The sequence below is a fragment of the Hornefia porci genome (genome assembly GCF_001940235.1).
In the GTDB taxonomy this organism is placed as follows: Bacteria; Bacillota; Clostridia; order Peptostreptococcales; family Anaerovoracaceae; genus Aminicella; species Aminicella porci.
This window is the reverse complement of record NZ_MJIE01000001.1, coordinates 2,241,137-2,260,888: the sequence shown is the minus strand read 5'-3', so window position 1 is coordinate 2,260,888 and position 19,752 is coordinate 2,241,137. Positions and strand designations below refer to the sequence as shown.

Annotated in this window: 19 protein-coding genes; 7 read left to right on the top strand and 12 right to left on the bottom strand. The window is 53.6% G+C overall.

Features of this window, described 5'->3' with window-relative positions; all coding sequences use genetic code 11:
* The first annotated feature begins 39 nt into the window (after positions 1 to 39).
* The 5 genes from gcvH to lpdA are packed head-to-tail and all read left to right on the top strand — an operon-like array spanning position 40 to position 5,610.
* Positions 40 to 414 (top strand): glycine cleavage system protein GcvH, encoded by a 375-nt coding sequence (gcvH, locus tag BHK98_RS10490; protein ID WP_075714078.1) that lies wholly within the window; start codon positions 40 to 42, stop codon positions 412 to 414.
* Positions 415 to 428: 14 nt separating this feature from the next.
* A complete protein-coding gene (gene gcvPA / locus BHK98_RS10485) occupies positions 429 to 1,769 on the top strand; it encodes an aminomethyl-transferring glycine dehydrogenase subunit GcvPA (protein ID WP_075714076.1) in 1,341 nt (446 codons plus the stop codon).
* The gene (gene gcvPB, locus BHK98_RS10480; protein ID WP_075714074.1) at positions 1,766 to 3,205 is read left to right on the top strand and encodes an aminomethyl-transferring glycine dehydrogenase subunit GcvPB; all 1,440 of its coding nucleotides are present in this window, start codon (positions 1,766 to 1,768) and stop codon (positions 3,203 to 3,205) included. Before gcvPA ends, gcvPB begins: the two co-directional genes overlap by 4 nt.
* A 3-nt stretch (positions 3,206 to 3,208) precedes the next feature.
* Complete coding sequence (locus BHK98_RS10475; protein WP_075714072.1) at positions 3,209 to 4,219, top strand: lipoate--protein ligase; 1,011 nt, start codon at positions 3,209 to 3,211, stop codon at positions 4,217 to 4,219.
* A 2-nt stretch (positions 4,220 to 4,221) separates the two neighbouring features.
* On the top strand, positions 4,222 to 5,610 hold the full coding sequence (gene lpdA / locus BHK98_RS10470) for a dihydrolipoyl dehydrogenase (RefSeq protein WP_075714070.1): 1,389 nt from the start codon (positions 4,222 to 4,224) through the stop codon (positions 5,608 to 5,610).
* A 903-nt stretch (positions 5,611 to 6,513) separates the two neighbouring features.
* Here the strand turns inward: lpdA and BHK98_RS10465 are convergent.
* The 10 genes from BHK98_RS10465 to BHK98_RS10415 all read right to left on the bottom strand — a co-directional run bounded on the left by BHK98_RS10465 (position 6,514) and on the right by BHK98_RS10415 (position 14,892).
* The gene (locus BHK98_RS10465) at positions 6,514 to 8,859 is read right to left on the bottom strand and encodes an ABC transporter permease (protein WP_075714068.1); all 2,346 of its coding nucleotides are present in this window, start codon (positions 8,857 to 8,859) and stop codon (positions 6,514 to 6,516) included.
* A 94-nt stretch (positions 8,860 to 8,953) separates the two neighbouring features.
* Positions 8,954 to 9,652: an ABC transporter ATP-binding protein gene (locus BHK98_RS10460; protein WP_075714066.1), complete on the bottom strand. Its 699-nt coding sequence runs from the start codon at positions 9,650 to 9,652 to the stop codon at positions 8,954 to 8,956.
* A 25-nt stretch (positions 9,653 to 9,677) separates the two neighbouring features.
* Entirely contained in the window at positions 9,678 to 10,247 is a 570-nt protein-coding gene (locus tag BHK98_RS10455; RefSeq protein ID WP_083628239.1) for a DUF3793 family protein, read from the bottom strand.
* Between the two features lie 91 nt (positions 10,248 to 10,338).
* Complete coding sequence (locus BHK98_RS10450; protein ID WP_075714062.1) at positions 10,339 to 10,617, bottom strand: DUF2325 domain-containing protein; 279 nt, start codon at positions 10,615 to 10,617, stop codon at positions 10,339 to 10,341.
* 263 nt (positions 10,618 to 10,880) lie between these two features.
* A complete protein-coding gene (locus BHK98_RS10440; protein WP_075714057.1) occupies positions 10,881 to 11,231 on the bottom strand; it encodes a metal-dependent transcriptional regulator in 351 nt (116 codons plus the stop codon).
* Complete coding sequence (locus BHK98_RS10435; RefSeq protein WP_158024496.1) at positions 11,228 to 11,425, bottom strand: FeoB-associated Cys-rich membrane protein; 198 nt, start codon at positions 11,423 to 11,425, stop codon at positions 11,228 to 11,230. Before BHK98_RS10435 ends, BHK98_RS10440 begins: the two co-directional genes overlap by 4 nt.
* A 73-nt stretch (positions 11,426 to 11,498) precedes the next feature.
* On the bottom strand, positions 11,499 to 13,658 hold the full coding sequence (gene feoB, locus BHK98_RS10430) for a ferrous iron transport protein B (protein WP_075714053.1): 2,160 nt from the start codon (positions 13,656 to 13,658) through the stop codon (positions 11,499 to 11,501).
* Positions 13,659 to 13,782: 124 nt separating this feature from the next.
* Positions 13,783 to 14,010 carry a FeoA family protein gene (locus BHK98_RS10425; protein WP_075714051.1) on the bottom strand — a complete coding sequence of 76 codons (228 nt, stop codon included), beginning with the start codon at positions 14,008 to 14,010 and terminating at the stop codon, positions 13,783 to 13,785.
* Between the two features lie 13 nt (positions 14,011 to 14,023).
* Positions 14,024 to 14,233, bottom strand: coding sequence for a FeoA family protein (locus BHK98_RS10420; protein ID WP_465250948.1), 210 nt, complete (start codon positions 14,231 to 14,233; stop codon positions 14,024 to 14,026).
* A 248-nt stretch (positions 14,234 to 14,481) separates the two neighbouring features.
* Entirely contained in the window at positions 14,482 to 14,892 is a 411-nt protein-coding gene (locus BHK98_RS10415) for a hypothetical protein (RefSeq protein WP_075714047.1), read from the bottom strand.
* A 619-nt stretch (positions 14,893 to 15,511) separates the two neighbouring features.
* Between BHK98_RS10415 and BHK98_RS10410 the strand changes: the two genes are divergently transcribed.
* Positions 15,512 to 15,883 (top strand): metal-dependent transcriptional regulator, encoded by a 372-nt coding sequence (locus BHK98_RS10410; RefSeq protein WP_075714045.1) that lies wholly within the window; start codon positions 15,512 to 15,514, stop codon positions 15,881 to 15,883.
* 323 nt (positions 15,884 to 16,206) lie between these two features.
* A complete protein-coding gene (locus tag BHK98_RS10405) occupies positions 16,207 to 18,021 on the top strand; it encodes a hypothetical protein (protein ID WP_075714043.1) in 1,815 nt (604 codons plus the stop codon).
* 127 nt (positions 18,022 to 18,148) lie between these two features.
* Here the strand turns inward: BHK98_RS10405 and BHK98_RS10400 are convergent, their stop codons facing one another.
* Both BHK98_RS10400 and BHK98_RS10395 read right to left on the bottom strand, forming a co-directional pair.
* Entirely contained in the window at positions 18,149 to 18,610 is a 462-nt protein-coding gene (locus BHK98_RS10400; protein ID WP_075714041.1) for a GNAT family N-acetyltransferase, read from the bottom strand.
* Positions 18,611 to 18,745: 135 nt separating this feature from the next.
* Complete coding sequence (locus tag BHK98_RS10395) at positions 18,746 to 19,234, bottom strand: NADAR family protein (protein ID WP_075715142.1); 489 nt, start codon at positions 19,232 to 19,234, stop codon at positions 18,746 to 18,748.
* Positions 19,235 to 19,752 lie beyond the last annotated feature (518 nt).

Sequence of the window (19,752 nt, the reverse complement as noted above, 5' to 3'; positions counted from 1 at the left end):
AATCATAATAATTCATAAGTAAAATCGGAGGTATTTAAAATGGCACTTCTTTATTCTAAATCACACGAGTGGGTAAACATGATCGACGACACGACCGCGACGGTCGGACTGACGGACTACGCGCAGAGCGAGCTGGGCGAGCTGGTATTCGTCAACCTTCCGGAAGAGGGCGATGACGTCGAGGCTGGCACTCCCTTTGCGGACGTCGAGTCTGTTAAAGCGGTTTCCGATGTCTATTCTCCGGTCACAGGCACCGTGGCGGAGATCAACGAGGAACTGCTGGATGCTCCGGGAAACATCAATGAAGAGCCCTATGAGGCGTGGATGATCCGTGTGGAGAACATCAGTGACAAAGAAGAGCTCCTGGACGAGGCCGCTTACAAAGAATACGTGAGCACCCTCAGTGAAGAGTAACAAAGGAGAGAACTATGGGTTCATATGTACCGAATACGAAAGCCGAACAGGAGGCCATGCTGAAGGAGGCCGGCTACTCCGACTTCGAGGATATGTTCTCCTGTATTCCGGAGGAAAACCGGCTGAAACGGCCGCTGAACATTCCCTCCGGGCTCAGCGAGATGGAGGTCCTCCGGAAAATGGAGGAAATCGCGGACAAGAATACGGTGTTCAGGAGCATCTTCCGCGGCGCGGGCGCATACAATCACTATATCCCCGCCATCGTGAAGAGCGTGTCCACGAAAGAAGAATTCGTCACAACATACACGCCGTACCAGGCGGAAATCAGCCAGGGAATCCTTCAGTCGATTTTCGAGTTCCAGACCATGATCTGCGAGCTGACGGGAATGGACGTGGCCAATGCGTCCCACTATGACGGCGCGACGGCTGCCGCGGAATCCATCCCGATGTGCCAGGACAGAAAGCGCAAGACCGCCTATGTCTCCGAGGCCGCGCACCCCGGAGTCATCCAGGTGATGAAGACCTACTGCTTCGGCAGCGGCACCAGACTTGTGGAGGTTCCGGCGCGGGACGGCCTGACGGACATGGAAGAGCTGGAAGCTCTGCTGAAGGAGGACCCCGCAGCGGCGTGTGTCTACATTCAGCAGCCGAACTTCTACGGGAATTTTGAAGATGCCGAGAAAATCGCGGAGATTACTCACGCGGCCGGAGCCAAGCTGGTCATGGGAGTGAACCCCATTTCTCTGGCCATCATCCAGTCCCCGGCGGAAGCAGGCGCAGACATCGCCGTCGGCGACGGACAGCCGCTGGGTATGCCGATCGCATACGGCGGACCGTATGTGGGCTTCATGGCCACCGGCTCGAAGATGATGAGAAAGCTTCCGGGGCGCATCGTCGGTGAGACGACTGATGACAAGGGCGAACGTGCCTTTGTACTCACCCTCCAGGCCAGAGAGCAGCACATCCGCCGGGAAAAGGCGAGCTCCAACATCTGCTCAAACCAGGATCTCTGCACGCTCATCGCCTCTGTCTATATGGCTGCGATGGGTAAGGACGGCATGCGGGCGGTCGCCACACAGAGCATGTCGAAGGCGCACTATCTGGCTGAGCAGCTGGAAAGCGCGGGCTTCCGTCCTCTGTACCGTCAGGACTTCTTCAACGAGTTCATCACGGACTGCCCCTGCGGTTCACAGAAGCTCATGAAGGCGCTGGAGAACCACGGGATTCTGGGAGGTCTTCCCATCACGGAGAACGCGGTCCTCTGGTGTGCTACAGAGATGAATACAAAGAAGGATATGGACGACGTCGTCGCCATCGCGAAGGCCGTCATGGAAGGAAAGGAGGCGCACGCATGAAACTGATATTCGAAATCGGTTCGGAAGGCAGAAAGCTGTCCCTTCTTCCGGAATGCGACGTTCCGGAGACGGCTGTTCCGGAGAAACTGAAACGCAGAAGCGGGCTTCATCTCCCTCACCTTTCGGAGAATGAAATCAGCCGTCACTATACCAAGCTTGCGAAGCGCACGCACGGCGTGAACGACGGGTTCTATCCGCTGGGCTCCTGTACGATGAAGTACAACCCCAAGGTCAACGAGGAAGCCGCCGCGCTGAAGGGTTTCACCCGGGTCCATCCTCTGCAGCGGGAGGACACGGTACAGGGCAGCATGGAGGTCATCAAGACCATTTCCGATTCCCTGTGCGAAATCGCCGGAATGGACGCCTTCACGATGCAGCCGGCAGCCGGCGCTCACGGCGAGTTCACAGGACTGCTGCTGATTAAAGCGTACCATACGGACCGCAATGACAGCAAGCGCACCAAGATCATCGTTCCGGACTCTGCTCACGGCACCAACCCCGCCAGCGCGGCCATGTGCGGCTACGAAATCGTCAGCATCCCCTCCGCTGAGGACGGCTGCGTGGATCTGGACGCTCTGCGGGCAGCGGTCGGCGAAGATACCGCGGGCCTGATGCTGACCAATCCGAACACCGTCGGGCTTTTCGACAAAAACATTACGGAGATTACCAGAATCGTCCACGAGGCGGGCGGTCTCTGCTATTATGACGGCGCGAATCTGAACGCAGTCATGGGACTTGTCCGTCCGGGCGACATGGGCTTCGACTGTGTCCATATCAACCTGCACAAAACCTTTTCCACACCTCACGGCGGCGGCGGACCGGGAAGCGGTCCGGTGGGCTGCAAGGAATTCCTGAAGCCCTTCCTGCCGGGTTATCAGATTACGGTGGACGACAGCGGAATGTACCATTACGCGGTCGGCGACAAAACCGTGGGCGCGGTCAAGCAGTTCCACGGCAACTTCTCCGTGGTCGTCAGAGCGCTGACCTATATTTTGTTCCTCGGGAAGGAAGGCATTCCGGAGGCGTCCTCGAACGCCGTGCTGAACGCGAATTACATGCGCAGGAAGCTGGATGACCTGTACACTATGGCTTATGACACCACCTGCATGCATGAATTCGTCATGGATCTGTCGGAGCTGAAGCACCGGACGGGCTGCTCGGCGCTGGACGTCGCCAAGGGTCTGCTGGATTACGGCATCCATCCGCCGACAATGTACTTCCCGCTGATCGTGCACGAGGCGCTGATGGTCGAGCCTACGGAGACGGAGCCGCGGGAGGTTCTGGACGAGGCCATCGAGGTTCTGCGCAGGCTTTATGAAACCGCGGAATCGGATCCGGAGTCACTGCACAGCGCGCCCCATACGACGGTCATCGGCCGACCGGACGAGGTCGGAGCCGCCCGGCATCCGGTCGTGCGCTATCTCTGGGAGGACTGATTTATGATCAGAAGACTGCTCTGGATGCGCACTGAAAATACTTATCCCTATCGCAATCTGGCGATGGAAGAGTATCTGACCATGAATGTGAAGGACGGCGAATGCATCCTGTATCTGTGGCAGAACAGACACACGGTCGTAATCGGAAAGAATCAGAACTGCTGGAAGGAATGTAAAGTCAGCCGGCTGGAGGAGGACGGCGGATATCTGGTCCGCCGCCTCTCCGGAGGCGGAGCGGTTTTCCACGATCTGGGAAATCTGAACTTCACTTTCTGTGTGAAAGCCGGGGATTACGATCTGAACCGGCAGCTGGAGGTCATCCTCCTGGCGGTCAGGAAGCTGGGCATGAACGCCGAGCGAACCGGCCGCAACGATATCACTGTCGACGGACGCAAATTCTCCGGCAATGCATTTCTGCGGGTCGGCGACCAGTGCTACCATCACGGCACGCTGATGCTGAATGTGAACGGCGCAGACATGGCAAAGTACCTGAACGTGGACAAAAAAAAGCTGGCCTCTAAAGGCGTCGATTCTGTACGCTCCCGGGTCGCCAGCCTGATCGAGTTCCGCCCGGATATCACGGTGGAAATGATGACGGAGGCGCTGATATCGGCCTTTGCGGAGGTCTACGGTCTGCCCTGCGAAGAGTTCAGGGACGAGTCTCTTCCACAAAATGAAATTCAGAAGCTTACGGAGAAGTTCGAATCCTGGGAATGGAAGTACGGCCGAAAAATCCCCTTTGAGCACGAAATCTCTGACCGGTTCGACTGGGGCGATGTTCAGCTTCAGCTTCATGTGAACGGCGGCGTCATCCGTGAGATAAACTTCTACTCGGACGCCATGGATCAGGCGGCAGTTTCTTTGTTCGCGGAAGCTCTTACGGGCTGCCGCTACACGGAGGCTGACATGACCGGCGCTATAGAGGCCGTCAGGATCCCGGAGAATGCGGCGCCGGCGGAAATCGCCCGCGCCATGAAAAAAGATATCACTGACCTGATAAGGGAGAAAATATAGCTATGGAAAAATACGATCTGATCATCATCGGCGCCGGACCGGGAGGCTACGAGGCCGCCATCGATGCGGCAAAGACGTACAAAATGAAGGTGGCGCTGATTGAAAACCGCCAGCTGGGAGGAACCTGCCTGAACCGCGGGTGCATTCCCACAAAGACGCTTCTCCACACCGCCGCGCTGTACCACGAGATTAAAGCGCACGGTGAGGAGCTCGGTCTGACCGGCACTGACGGCGACGGATTTGATCTGGAAAAAATACAGGAACGTAAGAACGCCGTTCTGGATCAGCTCCGGGGCGGTATCGCGATGCTGATGAAGACAAACAAGGTCACAGTCTATAACGGTACCGGAACTGTTCTCGACAAAGGCCGCGTCCGCGTAGAACTTACGGATGGCGGAACGGAGGAGCTGGAGGGCACCAATATCATGATCGCCACCGGCTCTGTCCCCTCGCTTCCCCCGATTCCGGGCGCGGATCAGGAGGGCGTGGTAACCAGCGACCAGATGCTGGAATGGAACCGGCCGCTGAACAGCCTGCTCATCGTGGGCGGAGGCGTTATCGGCTGCGAATTCGCGTCGGTATTCAGTTCTCTGGGCGTCAAAGTGACGATTGTAGAAGCTCTGGACCGCATCATCGCCAACATGGATAAGGAAATCGGCCAGAATCTGAAGATGCTGATGAAACGTGTCAAGGGAATCGATGTCCACACTAAGTCTACGGTAACGGAAATCCGGAAAAGCGAAGACGGAATGGTCTGCTGTTTTACGGAGAAGGACAAGCCCATGGAGGTCACCGCGGATCTGATCCTGATTTCCATCGGCCGCAGAGCTTACACTGAGGGGCTCTTTTCCGAGGAATCCTCCAAGGAAATCCGTACGATGAAAATGGAAAAAGGCCGGATTCTGGTTGATTCTCACTTCCGGACCTCTGTTCCGGGCATTTACGCCATCGGCGATGTCATCGGCGGCATCCAGCTCGCCCACGTGGCAACTGCCGAGGGACGCTCTGCCGTCGCCGCCATGAACGGCGCGGAGCCGCCGGTAGACATGAACACGATCCCCTCCTGTATCTACACCAATCCCGAAATCGCCAGTGTCGGCATCAGCGCGGAGCACGCCAAGGCGCAGGGAATCGAAATCGTCTCCCAGAAATACCCGATGGGCGGCAACGGAAAGTCTATCCTGTCACTTCAGAAGCGCGGCTTCATCAAGGTCATCGCGGACGCCGGCACCCACAAAATTCTCGGCGCCCAGATGATGTGCGCCCGGGCAACGGACATGATCAGCCAGTTCTCCCAGGCCATCGTCAGCGGCCTGACCCTGGAGGACATGGCGAAAACCATCTACCCCCACCCGACCTTCAGCGAAGGAATCGGCGAAGCGCTGAAATAGACGGCGCCCGAGTAACATGAGCGAGCGACGTCGACGAGTTGGCGAGCGGGCAACGTCGACGAGCGCCGAGCGAGCGCACACAACGAGCAGCGGGCGCGAAGACTGGCGAACGGCGCGGGTTGGCGAGCGAGCAACGATCGAGCGCACACAACGAGCAGCAGGCGCGAAGACTGGCGATGCCGACGAGCGCCGAGCATGTTGGCGAGCGAGCCAATCGGATGCCTTTGTACTAAAAAACAAAGCCAATGCATAACAAACTTCAACATAAAGGAATACGGCGGTGATCCGATGGATGGGCCGCCGTTTCCTATTGCAAAAACCAAACTGATTCATTGTCGCATTCGGGATAATTTGAACTATATGTTCATATTATGGCCGTTTCGAGTTAGACAGCAGACGAGGTTGCCACATTTTTGATTTTTTTCGAGAAATGTGGCAGATTTTCGAGGTTTTTTACTATGTATAACATATGCCGTGTAATTAGAGTATCTAAATTAAGTCATTCGTACCTGATTTTGTAAAGTCGCAGTGCACACGAGACATGTAAATTGCACTTTTAGTACATTTATACATAGTAAACACGAAATATTCATTGTATTCTGGACTTAATTCTGCCACATTTTTGGTTTTTTTCGAGAAATGTGGCAGATTTTCCGACCGATGAGCTTTAAAGAGGCTTTGTTATCGTCAATTTACGATGCGAGGTATCAGCTCCGACCAAGTCGAATCATACCGCCAGGTATTGCAGACTGGGGAATGACAGATATTAGAGTTTGCGGCCGGTTGCGGGGAGTCGGCCGGTCAGTCGCGAGTGCTGTTGGTCGCGTGGGGAGTCGGACGGCCGGTCGCAAATACAACACCTGCGCAGGTGCCGCAGCCCGTGCGAAAGTCAGCCGGCCGACTTCAGTCCATATTCTTCAAGGCCCGGGCCATGGGGATTTTTCGTATTCGAAGCATCAGGATTTTTTGTATCAGGAAATACGCCGCCAGGCCGATCGCCACCATTTCCGGATAGACGCGGAGTGGAATGTAGAACGGGATCCAGCCTGTCATGCTGAGAAGAAATGATTTCCACAACGCCCGGAGCAGCAGAGTACTGAAGAATGTACTGAAAACCAGCGCCAGCACTACGATAATTCCGGTAGCGCGATTGTACAGCTTCGCAACCTCTTCATCCGAATATCCCAGAATTTTAATCATGGAAATCGCGTCACTGTTTTTGTTCACAATCAGCTGCGCCAGAAGATAAATAATCAGCATATACAGAAGCACCGAAAACCCGGTGATGACATCAAATATCCTGCCCATAGAATCCTCCATCTGGTTAGAAACCTTTTTCAGGTCAGATTCCGTAATCACCGTCGAAACATATTTGTCCTTCAGGTCGCGGATCTTCAGGTCGGAGAAATAACCGTTGAAATATCCGCCGTATTCCTGAAAAGTTGCTTCAAATGCAGGCCGCGACATGAACAGTGCGAAACCGATATCGTAATCATATTCCCCGACAATGCGGAAACTGTATTTCTTGCCGCTGTATTTTTCCCGAAGCGCAATCCGGTCTCCGGTCTTCAGGCCATATTTCTCCATGTAGCCGCTGGAGGCAATCACCTCGCTGTCCCTCTCCGGCAGTTCCAAATCCAGATAGATAGAACCATAGCGAATTCCGTAAACACTGATTTCATCCTTTTCGTTAACCTTCAGAGACTTCAGTGCATATTTCTCCGCATTGTGCGTACGGACCGGAACGGGTGCCTTCAGTACATACTGATAGCGGGCAATCTGGGATTTGTCAACCAGACTGCTGTAATGGAAAATCAGCGGCTGCAGCATCAGACCGAACAAAAGCAGAACACTGGCGAAAAAAATACCAACTGCCATGATCAGATATGCCGTGCGATTCTGCAGAATGATTCGGAGACGAAAACGGGAGAGGAACGGCAGTCGCAGCGAACGGTCATCGCGGCTCAGGTCGCGGCGCCCGTTGCAATATTCGCCGCGGTACTCGTCCTGCCGCAGGTCGCGGTCCCCGCCTCGGCCCAAGTTATGGCGCGGGCCACGGTGTCCGTCGCGGCGCACATTGCGATGCAGGTCACGGCGCAGAAACTGCAGCGGCCCGATCCGGAATGTCCGATGCAGCACGAGGGCGTCGATAATCGTGATCAGGATGCAGGGAATCACTGTGGTCAGGAGGAAGGCGGTCCCGCTCCACAGCGTATGGTACGACGTCAGAGAATAACTGTTGTAGTACAGGTCCGCTATGTAGCCCTTTATCACCGTGTAGCCGAGAAGATTCCCCGCCAGTGCGGCCGCCAGTGTCACTGTCGCCGGCAGTGCAAGATAATGTCGCAGCATCTCCCCCCGCGTGTATCCGGACGCCCGAAGCGTACCGACGGCTCCGGCCTCCCGTTCCAGCGTCGTCCTGGTTGTGACGCCGAAGATAAAGCCCATGACCACGATGATGATATACAGAAACGTGATAAACATACTGCGGTCTCCGCCCATGTCGTTGCCGGTAAAATTAATCGCCTGATTATCACCTCTCTGCACCAGATTCTCCACATCACCGTGCTTTACCAGAGTCCGCCCGATGCGATCCGTCAGTTTGTTCTGCTGCTTCTCAGTCAGACTGCTGTCTTTGTTCTTCCAGGCATACTGATAATGAAACTGCGATGACCCGAGCCGCTGAAACCCTTTCGGCGTCGCCACCGCAACCCCGAAATGCGTCGCGTCGAACATCGTGTCCCCGTTATTCTGAAACATCGCGCTGTAATCCGACAGAGCCACATATCCGCTGACACGGAAGGAACGTCCGCCTGCCTCAACAGTATCCCCGACATCAATATCATTATTCACTGCAAAGAGCCGGTCCAGCGCGATTTCCCGCGACGTGGCCGGCATCCTGCCGCGCAGCAGATCCTGCCCGTTTATCTTTGTACGAGTCTTAAACACCCGGAGCGTGCGTCCGCTCCTCATCGACTCTTCTTTGTAGTACAAAGGATACACCCTGACGCCGCGGCGCTCCACCGCCCGGAGCAGTGACGCGTCCGCCTTCTCCTTCATCTCAAAATGACCGTCCTCGACATTATACTTCTGAAAACTCTCTTCGTAGGCATAGCGCATACTGTCGTCAGCGACCAGAAAGCCGGAAACAATCGCGATCGTCATCGACAAAAACAGGAAAAGAGCAATATACTTGCCCGCTTCCTCCCTCAACTCTCTTCCGATCCTTTTTCTCAACGGATTTTTCATGCTGTCTCCTCAGTCCTTATCATTCCGGGTTCGCGGCAGCCGTTACTGGCTCAGAGCCTCAACATCTGTTATCGTCCCGCATCTGCGGCGGCTGTTACCACTCCAGATCCGCGGCCCCGGTTTTCACCGCGTTGCGCGTGTTCTCCAGGATCCTTCCGTCGCGCAGACGCAGAACCTGATCCGCCATCCTTCGCAGTGCATCGTTATGCGTCACCAGAATCACGGTAGTCGCGTACATCTCGTTGACGTCCTCGATCAGCTTCAGAATTTCCCCGGAGGTTTTGTAATCCAGGGCGCCCGTAGGCTCATCGCACAAAAGCACGTCCGGCTTTTTTACCACCGCGCGCCCGATGGCTGTACGCTGCTGCTGTCCTCCGGAGAGCTGATTGGGTTTTTTGTTCCTGTGCTCCCACAGGCCGAGAACCCGCAGCAGCTCATCCACAGAAAGGGGACGATCGCTCAGATACGCCCCCACCTCGATATTCTCTCTCACAGTCAGATTCGGAATCAGATTGTATGCCTGGAACACATAGCCCAGATGCCTGCGCCGGTAGCGCGACAGGCCTTTCTCGTCCAGCCCGATGAGCTCGTCTCCTCCGATACAGACTGAACCGCTGTCCACAGTTTCAATGCCTCCCAGAATGTTCAGCAGTGTGGACTTTCCGGACCCGGAAGGCCCCAGAAGCACACAGATATCGCCCTCCTCAACGCCGCAGGTAATGTCATGCAGAACCTCCGTGCGATTCTCCCCATCTCCAAAGGATTTGAAGATGTGATTCATTTCAAGATACATCAGTTTTCCCTCCCAGAATATCTGTTCACACTGAAACCGCGAGCCGGTCCAGCGGCTTCCCGCAGGTCAGCTGCCGCGTATAGACACGAGTACATTTCCGAAAACGATCGAAAATCTTCCGGGCCCGCTCCTCATCGTCGTAAACCTTCCAGCACCCTGCAAATTTGCAGCCCTCTGCACCGTTTTCAATAAATCCCCGCACATCCTCCGGAGGATAACCCAGAAACAGTCCGATCTCATGGGGAAAGCTCCGGTTTCCCTCCAGGCGGCGCATTCTCTGCATCATCTGGATCAGGCATCCGTTCACCGTGTCAGTGCAGTAGCCGCAGCTGTCCAGAATGCGCCTGGCCCGCGGATCCTCCAGGTCTGATGCGAGGCGGACCGGACGAAACAGATACAGCATGGCTTTCTCCGCCGAATGACGCAGCGGCAGAATGCGCAGCCCTTTCGGTGAAAGCATCCGGTTCAGTTCCCGCAGGTCACGGTACAATGTTTCCCGGTCCTCCACGGCGCATGTGAAAATGTTTCCGGTCTTCAGTCCTGCCAATGTCGGTGAACAGTGGCGAATCAAAAGCTCTTCTGATGTTCTGGTCATAGTCATTTCCTTCCTGTCTGTATGCCGGTCCGGCGTCTTCCCTGATGCCCGGCCGCCCGCTCCTCATCATCCCGCGAGCGGGCCCGGAGCCCTACGCGTGCTTTTCCATAATGTCCCTGAGAGACGCCATGGAACTGGAATGGGAGCGCACGATCACCGTATCCTTTCCTTTCGTTCTCGCCAGAGCGCATTTCACCATCTTATGCGAAACCGTACTGGTAAACAGGACCATCAGGTCCGGGCTTCCGATCTTTCTTTTCATCGCCTCATTATAGTTTACAAACACCTTCGCTTTGCAGTTGTACTCCTTGCACAGATCCTTGTACTGACAAATCATGCACTCATTGCCTCCGATGATTACTACGCTCATTTAGATCCTCCATTTCCTCAGTCTCGGTCAGTCAGTCCAATCCATTTGGTTAAACATCTCTAACCGGAGTTAAAAAAAATATGTTTTCCGAAGTTGAATCTCCGGCATTCTGAACGCTCCCGTATCTCCTGTACTGTTGTCGTACGCCGTTTCAGCGGCAGAAAATGCAGGGGGCGTCCGGTCGCAGGGTTGCCCTGGCGTTCCCGCGAATACCCTGCGGTCGCCGGATTCGGCGGGAGCCGAATCCGGGAGCGCCGGTACAATTATACAGACGTAAAGTTTTTGTCCGGCATTTCCGTTGCGACGATACAGGCAATCGCGTGAATCTCTCCGGAAGTCAGCGCCAGTCCTGTTTTCGGCAGGTTGTCCACCAGCGTGTCCACATTTTCCGAGATCCTCCGTGCGATCTGATATCCGCTGTCGGTCAGATGAACCTTTCCGTACCGCTCCTTCACCAGAAAGCCCCGCTCCTGAAGAGATACCAGCATTGTCGACACAGAAGGCTTCGATACCGACAGTTTTCTGGCGATGCCGGAAGATGATACCTCAGGCGTCTCCTTCGCGATCTCATAAATCGCCAGCAGATATTTAAGATGTGAACTCGTGAGCTTCATTTCGTGCCCGCCTTTTTCATTTTCTCCATTCGTTTCAGTTCCTTCTGCATTTTCACCGCGTGGCACGAGCCGCTCATGGAACAGCCGGCACACCGGTCGCCGCAGGCTTTCGCCGACCGCTTGACACGGACGATATGGAAGACGGCCATCGCCATCAGCGCCGCGACAATCAGACAGATGATTATATCCGTCATACTCATCACCCCCCTCTTGATGCATAATCTTTCGGCCGGACATCAGTCCTGCAGTCTCCGGCCTCAGCGTTTATTAAGCAGGCGCCCCCTCGTGAACCCGCAGACGTCCTCTTTTGTTCGGATCCGGACGGAACAGCAGGTAGAGAATGAACACTGCGACGACCAGGGCGACCACTGTCGCAGGGCCGAACGCAACCTGCCCGATTGCCAGCCCCCCCAGCTGATACACCATCAGCGCGATCATGTAAGACGCCACATTTTGGAAGGCAATAGCGAACCAGAAGAACCTTCTGCTTCCCATCTCCTTCGCAAGCGTTGAGATCGCCGCGAGGCAGGGAGAATCAAACAGGTTGAAGAACAGGAACGAGACTGCCGCGATGCTTGTCGGGAAGAACCCGTCGAAGGCGGTTCTCATCGTGGAATCGTAGCTTTCGATCTCGCCCAGACCCGACAGGACTCCCATGGTGGAAACGATGCCCTCCTTCGCGACAAAACCGCTGAGGGAGGAGGCGACGGCCTGCCAGGTTCCGAACCCGAGGGGAACAAAGATAAATGCGATTGCTCCGCCGATGACGGCCAGCAGGCTGTCCTCCGAATCCACCAGGCCGAAGGTTCCGTCCTTGACGCCGAAGCTCGCCAGGAACCACATGACCACGCAGCAGAGGAACAGAATCGTTCCGGCCTTCTTCAGGAAGGCCCAGACTCTCTCCCAGACATGCAGCAGAACGCCCTTTGCTGAAGGAATGTGATACTGCGGCAGCTCCATGACGAACGGCGCCGGTTCTCCTGCATACATTCTCATTTTCTTCATGATGATACAGGAAACGATGACGACAATGATTCCCGCGAAATACATGGTCGGAGCAACCCACCAGGCGCCTCCCATCAGATATCCGCTGATGGTCGCGATGACCGGAAGCTTGGCTCCGCAGGGAATGAACGTGGTGGTCATCATGGTCATTCTCCGGTCCTTCTCATTTTCAATGGTTCTGGTCGCCATAATTCCCAGGACTCCGCAGCCCGAAGAAATCAGGAACGGAATGAAACTCTTTCCGGAAAGTCCGAATCTGCGGAAAATCCGGTCCATGATGAACGCGACACGCGCCATATACCCGCAGTCCTCCAGAATCGAGAGGAACAGGAACACGATCGCCATCTGCGGCGCAAATCCGATCGGCGCGGCGAGACCTCCGATGATTCCGTCCACAACCAGAGAAACCACCCAGCCGGAGGCGCCGGCTCCCTCCAGAGCGCTCTGCACGCCCGGCTGAATCCATGCGCCGAACAGTGTATCATTTGTAAAATCCGTAACAACCGTACCGATGGTGGTCACTGAGATATAATAGACTAAAAACATGATGACGGCAAAAATCGGAAGCGCCAGAATGCGGTTAGTCACCACCTGATCGATTTTGTCGGAAACGGAGAGCTCGTGACGCGCTCTCTTCTTGCGGATGGAATCCGCCACGACAGTGTTGATGTACGCATATCTCTGGTTAATGATGATGCTTTCCGCATCGTCATCCATCTCCTCTTCGCAGTCCACGATATGCTGCTCCAGATGCGCCATCAGCGACCGGTCCAGCCCAAGCTCTGCGATGACCTTCTCGTCACGCTCAAAAAGCTTAATCGCGTACCATCTCAGGTTTTCTTTGTTCACAAAGCCTGAAATCGACTCTTCGATATGGGCGATGGCGTGCTCCACGCTGCCCGTAAACACATGAGGCGGCTCCGCGGGCACCTTGCTCTGCGCGGTACGGATCGCCTCCTCCACGAGCGCCAGCCCGCCCTCGCCTTTGACCGCGCTGATCGGGACAATCTCGCATCCGAGACGCTCGCGCAGCTTGTCCGTGTCGATAAAATCACCGCTTTTCCGAACCAGATCCATCATGTTCAGCGCGATGACCACCGGGATGTTCAGCTCCAGCAGCTGTGTTGTAAGGTACAGATTCCGTTCGATATTGGTTCCGTCAATAATGTTGATGATGACGTCCGGACGCTCGCTGACCAGATACCTTCTGGTGACGACCTCCTCCAGTGTGTAGGGGGACAGGGAGTAAATTCCCGGCAGATCCTGGATGATCACATCCTCATGTCCCTTCAGCTTTCCGTCCTTCTTCTCCACTGTTACGCCCGGCCAGTTGCCCACGTACTGGCTGCTTCCGGTCAGGTCATTGAACAGCGTCGTTTTACCGCAGTTCGGGTTGCCCGCAAGAGCAATCTTGATACCCATCAATAACTTCTCCTTCCTTTGTTGTCAGAGCCTGTGCTCTGGAATTCCAATCATATTCAGTCGCTGCGCGCGTCAGTGCATCAGTTAGATATGCCTAACTCATGTGCGGAACAAGAGCAGAGGGCTACACCCTCTCTACTTCGATAATCTCTGCCTCCGCCTTCCGGACAGACAGCTCATACCCTCTGACCGTCAGCTCCACGGGATCGCCGAGGGGCGCCACCTTCCTGACAAAAACCTCTGTGCCCTTCGTCAGTCCCATATCCATGATTCTCCGTCTGGTCGGCCCCACACCGTTGATCCGGGTAATCCTGACCGTCTCGCCCACCTTCACATCTTTCAGTGTCTTCATGCTCATGCCTCCTCTATATCATAATTCTGTTGGCCATACTCCTGTCGAGAGCGATGCGGCCGTCTTTTACCTGAACGATGAGATTTCCTTTGATCTCGTTCACCACGGTCACTCTGCTTTCTACTACAAAACCAAGCTCAGCGAGGTGCTGCCGTATCTTATCGTCTCCGGTTATTTTACGAATCACCACAGTATCACCCTTATTCGCTAATGTGATCGGCATCATAGTCAACTCCCTTCGTCTACAGACATTTTAAATTCTGTGCCGGACGCGTTTATCGCAGCACTCTCCGATACCCCCCGACATCCCCGGCGGCGATGCGGGCAGACCGGGCGGCCTCACTGCGCGTCCGCGATAGTTAGTTGCATCTAACTCTTTCGCAGAAATCAGCGGTTAGCCTTTTCTAACCACTTGTTAGTTTAATGCCTCTAACCTCTTTTGTCAAGCGCTAATGAGAAAAATCATCACTTCTATTCTTCCTGCACGTTGATATACATAATTTCGTCGCTCATCTTTTCCATTTCGAGAAGCTTGAATCCGTCTTTTTTTGTTAAATATATCTTCTCACCGTATAATACGACCCGGCCCCATATTTTCCCGTCCGATGAGAACAAAATATAGACGTGTGCGTGTTTTCCCTCGCGTTTGTAGGTTCCTTTCCTGAGAACCGCGAATTGCCGATAGAAGACAAAATGTCCGTCATCCTTAAACACGAGATACCGGCCGTTTATCTCAGGATGCTCAGTCTGATAGCTTCCCGGAATGTGATCAGTCAGACGCATATCCCTTTCACGCAGCTGATAAAACAGAAATCCGATTATTGCCAGAAGCAATGCCGCCGCCACAAGTATGACCGCAATTGTTATTCTCTTTTTTTTCATATCATCCACCCTTCTTTCACCCTTCTTTCCGGATTTCCACGGTTCCGGCCCGATACTGACGGGGCATTAACCAGCCGGCACGGACCGATGCGTGCTCAGCTATCAAATATGCTTGAAATATCAATACTACAAAGAGCATATTCGGTAGCCTGCCGCAAGGTTTTCAGGCGTTTCATCCGAAAACCCTGCGGCAGTGGGATTCGGCAACGGCCGAATCCCTGAGCACAAGCATCAATTAGTGTCTGCCGGCGCACTCTTCCGTTGGATGGTGCGCCGCGACGCTGCTGACAAACTGCCGTCAGCGCTCATTAAGTCCGACGGGGACTTAATGAGCAGACACTATATATATTATAAACGATAATAACAATGCAATGGGTATAAATTTTACAATTTTTTCGGCATAGGCTTCATTTTATCACGAATCATACTGAATCATCCCGAAAAAACGTTAAAGTCAGCTCAGGGAAATTTACGTCAAAGCCTGCCCGGAGAAAATTTATTGAAAAAAAAGAGAATTATGATACTCTACAATAAGGTATTGCTTAACATCTGTCCCCGGAGTTCCGGGCGTATTCAGCTACAAAGTCTGCATTAAAACAGAAAGAATCGAGGAAACATTATGGCAATCAATAAATCAGCGGAAGATTATCTGGAAGCTATGCTGATGATGAAGGAGGAGCACGGGTATATCCGCTCCATCGATATCGCCGGCGCACTTGGCGTAACCAAGCCCAGCGTTTCCTACGCCACCAGACACCTGCGCGAGAGCGGCCATATCACGATGGATCAGGACGGTCTGATCACGCTGACCGAATCGGGCATGAAGATAGCGACGACCATTTACGAGCGTCATCGCATGCTGACAGACTTTCTGACCAGCATCGGCGTAGATCCGGAAACCGCCCGGGATGACGCCTGCAAAATTGAACATGACATCAGTGAAGAGAGCTTCGACGCTCTCTGCCGGTATACAGGCGCTAAACGGCAGTAACCGCGTTCTCTTACGTCGTCCGGAAGTCCTTTGTGACTTTCGGGCGGCGTTTTTCTTTGTAGGCGATTCCTGCTCTGCCCTCGTAAAAAAATTCGGTAAAAAGATACCGCTTATGAACAAAAAATTCATTTTCCTGATATTTTGGATGATGTATGTGTTATAATCAGTGCAGACTGATTAAGTCCCTGTCGGACTTAACCGGCGCTGACGGCAGCGTGTCAGCAGCGCCTCGGCGCACAGTTCAACAGCAGTGTGCGCCGGCATGCACTGACGCTGTTATGCACCGACATTTGTTTTTGTTTTTTTTATTGAGGAGGAATACCATGAATATCCTGAAGAAGGCAGGGAGTATACTGCTGATTTTCGTCATGGCAGCGGCGTTTATGCCGTTCGCATCTACCTTTGCGGCAGGAAATAACACAACGTCCGAGGTCCACGCGGCCTCCGCAGCGGTCAAGGTGAAGCCGGTCACCGCGAAGTCCGGAGGCTACCGCGTCAAGGTCAGCCAGAAGAAGGTAAACTACAAGGACGGCACCGTTACGTTCTACGGATATAAAACCCTGAAGAAGAAAAAGATCCGGAAGGTCTCCGTCACCGCCTATATGTACGCGGGCAAAAGCGTGATGCAGAAGAAGACGAAAACCGTCCGTCTGTCCGGCCTGCGGGCTTCCAAAAATAAAGTGAATTTCAAATTCCCGGCCTTCGGCAAATACACCGTCAAGGTCCGCTATTACGGAAACGGCAAATCGCCCCGGAAAACTCTGACCCTGAAAAAGGTCGGCGTCGTCGCGGAGGAATACAATATCGCAGCTCTGAACGGAACCTTCGGTCCGCTTCTGTTCACCATGAACCTCTGGAACGACGGCGTTCTCACCAGCAAGACGACCGGCCGGCCGATTCCGACCGTCGTTGCGCTTTCCCGCGCGGACGCATATAACTGGTCGAAGCTGCCGAAGAATGTCTACTCCAATCCGCTGTCCAAAACGCCGAAGAGCTACAGCTTTACCACCAAGGTTCTCCGCATGCAGGCCTACGTGAAGGATCTCCACAGCATGAACAAGAATTCCAGGTTCCACGTCTACCTTGCCGACAACTGCATCAAGCGAGTCTTCGACCTGATGTACGCCAACAAAATCAAGGACGACCATTTCGACCTGACCCTGCTGAGCGACGGAACCGCTTCGTATTCTTTCTTTAACAAAGTATACAACGCAAAGGATTCTGATCCCTATGACGCTCTGAAGAGCATGAAGGCGGAGTGGCGGACGACAAAGAACGCGTTCCTGTACGGCCACGGTCTGAACACCAACGCCCTTGATTATTCCATCGGAGGGAAAAATCTCTGCATGTCGAAATACACCTACGCCGCCGTCGCCTCCCAGCCTAATTACAAGTGGTGGGTGACCCGGACAAACGGAACCTTCCAGAGCACAGACGCGGCGTTCCTGAAGGAGGCGACCGACAGGATGACCCTCGTGGGAATCAACAGTATGCTGACTGACATTCAGAAAAAGGGCGACTCTGCAGTAAAAGAGTTCAAGGCACTGTACCACTTCAGCGACACCATGTTTGCGGACGCCGCCAAAGCGAAGAAGAAGGTAATGGTCCTCATGGGTTCCAGAGTCAATTCAGAGCCCAACTTTGAGGAATTCTCGAAATACGTGATGAAGGAATACGGCAGCGGATACATGTATTATTACAAAGGTCATCCCGCTACGCCCACAAAGCTGTACCCTGAGAAGCAGGCTCAGCTGGACAAGCTGGGAATCCGCGATGTGGAATCCTCCATCGCCGCGGAGCTGATTCTGTTCTTCTATCCGGACGTATACGTTTCCGGCATGTCCAACAGCACGCTGAACGGCAGCTATACCGCCGGACACACCTGCGCCTACCTGGGTACCCGTCTGGCGAACAAAGATAAAATTATTCGAGGCGAGTTGTTCCGGGAATTCTTCACAAAGATTACCGGCGATTACGAGGACTCCATTAAGGTTCTCTGCAAGGACGACCCCTCACTGGAGCATTCCTATCTGGTGGAATACAATACCAAAGACGGAGATCACATCGCCATCTACGACAGCAAGGCGAATACCCTGACAAAATACATAAAGAAAGGCGATTCCTACGAAAAGGAATAACGCAGTTTCAACCACACAACAGAACGGCGGGAGAAGAATCGGATCTTCTCCCGCCGTTCTGCTGTGAAAAAGGGCGTTGCCTGCCGGAAGGAGCGGACAGAATTTTTCCGTCCCTGGTTCGAGCTGCTCACAGATACTTGCAGAACAGATTGATTCTCTGTCTCCGGTATTCTTCTCTTTCGTAAAATGAGACTGCGCCGGGATTCGTATCCTCCGCCAGGAGCTGCACACGTCTGAACCCTTCTTTGTTCACCAGATCCTCCAGCTCTCTTAGCGCCTTCCCTCCATAGCCTCTGTTTCTGCATCGCTCCGTAATGAACAGGTCGTCGATGAACAGCACTTCGCCGTGAGCCCATATGCTCGTGAAAACTACCGCGTTAACAAAGCCAACTGCTTCGCTCTCCTCCTCGATGATGTACAGCCGGTTGGGTGATTGACCACTGTCCATGACGGCGTCGAAAATTTCGCCCGGGTCCCCCTTTTCCAGCGGGTTTTCCCATAGATTTTCGTCTTCGTATTCATACGACATGAATTCTTTGTTAAGCCGGCACCAGGGTTCCCTGTCCGACCGTCTGCAGCTCCTTATCATTTCAGTTCCTCCTCATTTCCCGGTGCGGTTCCTGTTACTTCCAGTATACACAAAAAGCCATAGAATTCCATGTGGAATTGTACAGCTTTCATTGTTTTTCTGTTCATTTCGCCTTCGTCGAATGACTTCAACAGCTCAAGTATACGACATTGCAAGAATTTCTCTCGTCATCATCAGCGCGTACCCGAGCAGATTCTGTCCCTTCCAGCAGGCTCTGTCCATTCTGTCGGGATCTGTCATCGACAGACCAATCCCCCAGATTCTGTCTTTCACAGCACATTCTGCCAGAATTGAAGTTCCTGTTCCCAACAGGCTTCTTTTCAGTTCAGCATTCTGCCCGAATTTCTCCAGCAGACCGCGGTAAATAATAATCTGACGCACTCCGTTCCAGTAATTTTCATCATAATCTGATACCTCTCGGCCCAGTTTTTTTATTTGGGAAACGTCTTTCGTCTTGAGAATCCGCTCTGCTGTATCGCAGTCTTGAAAGCAAACAGCTTTTTTATACATCATATACTGTTCCATAGAAGAAAAATTGATTTCATCAATTACAAACTGAGACAGATACCAGTTGCTCAGATATCCGTTTTCTTCATCCGGATTATGAAAACATATAATATTCATTTCAGCACCCTGTTCTCCTGCAAACGCTTTCGCTGCCTTTCCGCCCGACCGGCATTCATCGCCTTTCGTGAATTTTATCCGGCAATGTGCCCGGCCGCCCTGAATGCTCCGCGTCCTCTCCATGCGGAGCATTCAGGGCAGTTTCATATAAGGCGCCTCTCCCCGGCATTCGGAAAAAAATATCACCCGGGAACCCGGAGGTGACTGTTCCATTGAGCACTCACGTTAAATAATGTCTGCCGGCGTGCCAGACCGACGGGGAATAAATACCGCAGCAACTGTGAACGGTGGAGGTTCCGCTCTCACATTAACCTCAATGAAAACCTCCTTAATTACAGTATAATTCAGAACCTTCAAAAGTAAAGGAAAAACTCCCCTCGCGGCGTCAACACGGTAAGTAATTACCTGATAATTTCATCATTTTCCGTCATGCTCCCGCAGCATACTAAAACCCGGAGCACATAATGCTCCGGGGATTTTCTGTCATTCCTGTGTTGCTGTGTGCCGGTGCACCGGCA

Bases quoted from the DNA above. Each gene is read 5' to 3' on its own strand.
- gcvH (WP_075714078.1), top strand. From the start codon at position 40: ATGGCACTTCTTTATTCTAAATCACACGAGTGGGTAAACATGATCGAC.
- gcvPA (WP_075714076.1), top strand. From the start codon at position 429: ATGGGTTCATATGTACCGAATACGAAAGCCGAACAGGAGGCCATGCTG.
- gcvPB (WP_075714074.1), top strand. From the start codon at position 1,766: ATGAAACTGATATTCGAAATCGGTTCGGAAGGCAGAAAGCTGTCCCTT.
- BHK98_RS10475 (WP_075714072.1), top strand. From the start codon at position 3,209: ATGATCAGAAGACTGCTCTGGATGCGCACTGAAAATACTTATCCCTAT.
- lpdA (WP_075714070.1), top strand. From the start codon at position 4,222: ATGGAAAAATACGATCTGATCATCATCGGCGCCGGACCGGGAGGCTAC.
- BHK98_RS10465 (WP_075714068.1), bottom strand. From the start codon at position 8,859: ATGAAAAATCCGTTGAGAAAAAGGATCGGAAGAGAGTTGAGGGAGGAA.
- BHK98_RS10460 (WP_075714066.1), bottom strand. From the start codon at position 9,652: ATGTATCTTGAAATGAATCACATCTTCAAATCCTTTGGAGATGGGGAG.
- BHK98_RS10455 (WP_083628239.1), bottom strand. From the start codon at position 10,247: ATGACCAGAACATCAGAAGAGCTTTTGATTCGCCACTGTTCACCGACA.
- BHK98_RS10450 (WP_075714062.1), bottom strand. From the start codon at position 10,617: ATGAGCGTAGTAATCATCGGAGGCAATGAGTGCATGATTTGTCAGTAC.
- BHK98_RS10440 (WP_075714057.1), bottom strand. From the start codon at position 11,231: ATGAAGCTCACGAGTTCACATCTTAAATATCTGCTGGCGATTTATGAG.
- BHK98_RS10435 (WP_158024496.1), bottom strand. From the start codon at position 11,425: ATGACGGATATAATCATCTGTCTGATTGTCGCGGCGCTGATGGCGATG.
- feoB (WP_075714053.1), bottom strand. From the start codon at position 13,658: ATGGGTATCAAGATTGCTCTTGCGGGCAACCCGAACTGCGGTAAAACG.
- BHK98_RS10425 (WP_075714051.1), bottom strand. From the start codon at position 14,010: ATGAAGACACTGAAAGATGTGAAGGTGGGCGAGACGGTCAGGATTACC.
- BHK98_RS10420 (WP_465250948.1), bottom strand. From the start codon at position 14,233: ATGCCGATCACATTAGCGAATAAGGGTGATACTGTGGTGATTCGTAAA.
- BHK98_RS10415 (WP_075714047.1), bottom strand. From the start codon at position 14,892: ATGAAAAAAAAGAGAATAACAATTGCGGTCATACTTGTGGCGGCGGCA.
- BHK98_RS10410 (WP_075714045.1), top strand. From the start codon at position 15,512: ATGGCAATCAATAAATCAGCGGAAGATTATCTGGAAGCTATGCTGATG.
- BHK98_RS10405 (WP_075714043.1), top strand. From the start codon at position 16,207: ATGAATATCCTGAAGAAGGCAGGGAGTATACTGCTGATTTTCGTCATG.
- BHK98_RS10400 (WP_075714041.1), bottom strand. From the start codon at position 18,610: ATGATAAGGAGCTGCAGACGGTCGGACAGGGAACCCTGGTGCCGGCTT.
- BHK98_RS10395 (WP_075715142.1), bottom strand. From the start codon at position 19,234: ATGAATATTATATGTTTTCATAATCCGGATGAAGAAAACGGATATCTG.